We start from the raw sequence: 3,135 nt of genomic DNA on the forward strand, positions 1-3,135 counted from the left end.
GCGCGTCAAGCACACGGGCAATGGCGGTGGTTGGGTCATAGGCCAGAACGGTCTGCGACACGCCAGACAGAAAATGCGTATAGGCAGAAAGCCAGGCGGCATCGGCAGTATCAAACCGCACAACCGGAAGAGGGGCTGCGGTATCGCGGTCCTGCCACTGCCAGCCAAGAAGGGCAGGGCCGGCGATGTCCGCCAGACCTTCACCAGAGGTGCGCACCCCATCACCGTCGATGTCGAACCAAAGGTCTGAAAGGGCGATGTCCAGGCCAAACTCCGCATCGGCGGGTAACTTGGCCAATGAGGCGCGCGCGCCGTCCATTCCCGCGGCAATTTCGGTGAAAAGCGTGGTGATCATGGCGGGATCAAAGGGCACGGGGGCGGGGTTTTCAGGGATCGGCAGCCGCAAAACGGGCAGGCCCTGAAAGTTTTCCGAAAGGCCGACCCGCCACCGCAACTGCACCGCAGATTCGATGCCGTCCAGAAAGCGCAGGGCGGCAAGCGCAAAGATCTCATCTGGCTTTGGCGCGGGCAAGGCGGCGAGCCGCGTGGCCGTAGGGCCAATGCCATTGGCGCCGATTTCCGCCGACAGGGTCATGTCAGGCAATGGTTGCGTTGCGGGAACCGAAGACGGTGAAATGGCCTGCGAAGGTGCTGACACGTCAGGTGTCTGAGCGGCGACAGGTAGGGCAAACGCGCAAAAGATGAGCGGCAGGATCGGAATTAGCCGGGGCATCGGACCTCCTGTAAAAACAAAGGGCGCGCCGGTTGGGCGCGCCCTTATGGTAGCCATCTTGTGGCGCTTATGCCAGAGAGGGATCAATGGTTTTACATGCAGCCACAAGGCCTTTAACGGCCTCAACCGACTTGTCGAACATCGCCTGTTCGTCGCGATTGAGCTTGATATCGACCACACGTTCGATACCGGCGGCGCCAATCACGGTCGGAACGCCAACATACATCCCGTCCAGACCCAGCGCGCCTTTCACCCAGGCGGCGCAGGGCAGCAGGCGTTTTTGATCCTTGAGGTAGGCCTCGGCCATCTCGATCGCAGAAGTGGCGGGGGCGTAGAAGGCCGAACCGGTCTTCAGCAGGCCCACGATTTCAGCGCCGCCATCGCGGGTGCGCTGCACAATCGCATCCAGCTTTTCCTGGGTCGTCCAGCCCATCGCCACCAGGTCGGGCAGCGGCACGCCGCCAACGGCGGAATAGCGAACCAGCGGCACCATAGTGTCGCCATGACCGCCCAGCACGAACGCGGTGACATCACGCATCGAGACGTTGAATTCAAGCGACAGGAAGTGGCGGAACCGGGCGCTATCCAGCACACCAGCCATACCCACAACCTTTTCATGCGGCAGGCCCGAAAATTCGCGCAGCGCCCAGACCATCGCATCCAGCGGATTGGTAATGCAGATCACAAAGGCGTTGGGGGCGTGTTTGGCAATGCCCTCACCGACCGATTTCATCACCTTGAGGTTGATCCCCAGCAAATCGTCACGGCTCATGCCGGGCTTGCGCGGCACACCTGCAGTAACGATGCACACATCGGCGCCAGCGATACCGGCATATTCGTTGGTGCCTTTCAAAGCGGCATCAAAGCCCTCGGATGGACCGGATTCCGCGATGTCGAGGGCTTTGCCCTGCGGCGTGCCTTCAGCGATATCGAACAAAATGATATCGCCAAGTTCTTTGATCGCGGCGAGATGGGCGAGCGTGCCGCCGATCTGACCGGCGCCGATAAGGGCGATCTTGGGTCGGGCCATGAATACCTCCGAAGTCCAGGGTGGATGGGTCGAACTGACGGGGCAGGGGTTAGACCTTCGTGACGCTTCTGGCAAGGGCACGCACAGAAAGATGGCGGGGAAAGCAGCGAATGTATGCCATTGTACACCGAAACACCGTGTGACGTCCGCGAAAAAGGACACGCAAACCCAAGAGTGGTAAAAATCCCAACCCGCTTTTACCACTGGCGGCGAGCCGTACGCGGGGCTGATTCTTTGGGCGGAGATTCAATGGAACTTGATGTGCTGGGGTGGGTGTTGGCAGTATCCGCAGCGATATCGGTGGGTTTGTCGAAAGGCGGGCTGCCGGTGATTTCCAGTCTTGCGGTGCCGCTTCTGGCACAGGTGATGAACCCCGTGCAGGCGGCGGGCTTATTGCTGCCGGTCTATGTCGCTTCGGACATGGTCGGGCTGTGGGCCTGGCGCAAGGATTTTGATCGCAGGGTGCTGGCGATCGTCGCCCCGGCAGCGCTGATCGGGGTCGGCTTCGGGTGGGCGACGGCCTCTCTTGTGCCCGAAAGCGCGGTGGCGGTTCTGGTCGGCCTGATTGGCACGAGTTTCGCGCTGAACGCAATATTTCGCCATCCGGTGGTGGTCGCGCCGCGCCCTCCCCGCGTCGTGCCGGGGCTGTTTTGGGGCGCCGTCGCGGGCTTCACCAGCTTTGTAAGCCATTCGGGGGGGCCGCCCTGGCAGGTCTATGCGCTTCCTCTTGGTATGTCGAAAACACGTTTTTCCGGCACCTCAACCATCCTGTTTGCCTTCGTCAACGCCGCGAAACTCATCCCTTATTATGCGCTGGGTCAATTGACCTCCAATAGCTTGGGTGTTGCGTCGGTGCTGATATTGCCCGCAGCGTTGGCAGTGCTGGCGGGTGTCTGGTTGGTACGGGTCATGCCACAAGCCCTGTTCTTTCGGGTTGTGATCTGGGCGCTCTTGCTGATCTCATTGCGGCTAATCTGGCAGGCGGTGTGATTGATGGGCTTTTTTTTGGGAAAATACTCCCGCCGGAGGCATTCAAATGTGACGTTTGCGCTACGGATATGTCGGAGCCTCCGGCGGGAGTATTTTTGCCAAAAAAAAGACATGCCCCTAAACTCTGTTGCTCCGCTCGGAGCCCATTCATACCAATGCTGCGGGCCGCACGGACGGCAGCAACGAGGAGATTGTGTTGGAGTATTCCGAGATCTAAGCCTCGCTAATTTTCAGTAAGAGCGTAAGCGGTGCGAGACCTCCGCCGGGCTTTCAGCTTGACGGTTTTTGGAAGGCCCGGGGCATGAGGTCGTCGATGCGCGGCGCGGAATGGCTGCCCGCGATGGCGGTCAGGGTTTCGCGCAGGTAGGCGTAGGGTTCAACA

Annotated in this window: 3 protein-coding genes and 1 pseudogene; 1 reads left to right on the forward strand and 3 read right to left on the reverse strand. The window is 60.4% G+C overall.

The window, feature by feature from the left end; all coding sequences use genetic code 11:
• Both ACM62R_RS07240 and mdh read right to left on the reverse strand, forming a co-directional pair.
• A pseudogene (locus tag ACM62R_RS07240) lies at positions 1-733 on the reverse strand (hypothetical protein); the annotation flags it as partial.
• 67 nt (positions 734-800) lie between these two features.
• Complete coding sequence (mdh, locus tag ACM62R_RS07245) at positions 801-1,763, reverse strand: malate dehydrogenase (protein ID WP_415183386.1); 963 nt, start codon at positions 1,761-1,763, stop codon at positions 801-803.
• A gap of 249 nt (positions 1,764-2,012) precedes the next feature.
• On the opposite strand from mdh, the gene ACM62R_RS07250 reads away from it, so the two are divergent.
• Positions 2,013-2,753, forward strand: a complete 741-nt coding sequence (locus ACM62R_RS07250; RefSeq protein WP_415183387.1) for a sulfite exporter TauE/SafE family protein — start codon at positions 2,013-2,015, stop codon at positions 2,751-2,753.
• Between the two features lie 270 nt (positions 2,754-3,023).
• Here the strand turns inward: ACM62R_RS07250 and ACM62R_RS07255 are convergent.
• A partial coding sequence (locus tag ACM62R_RS07255; protein WP_415183388.1) for a transposase domain-containing protein occupies positions 3,024-3,135 on the reverse strand: 112 nt, incomplete at its 5' end.

Source organism: Phaeovulum sp., assembly GCF_047638075.1.
In the GTDB taxonomy this organism is placed as follows: domain Bacteria; phylum Pseudomonadota; class Alphaproteobacteria; order Rhodobacterales; family Rhodobacteraceae; genus UBA6197.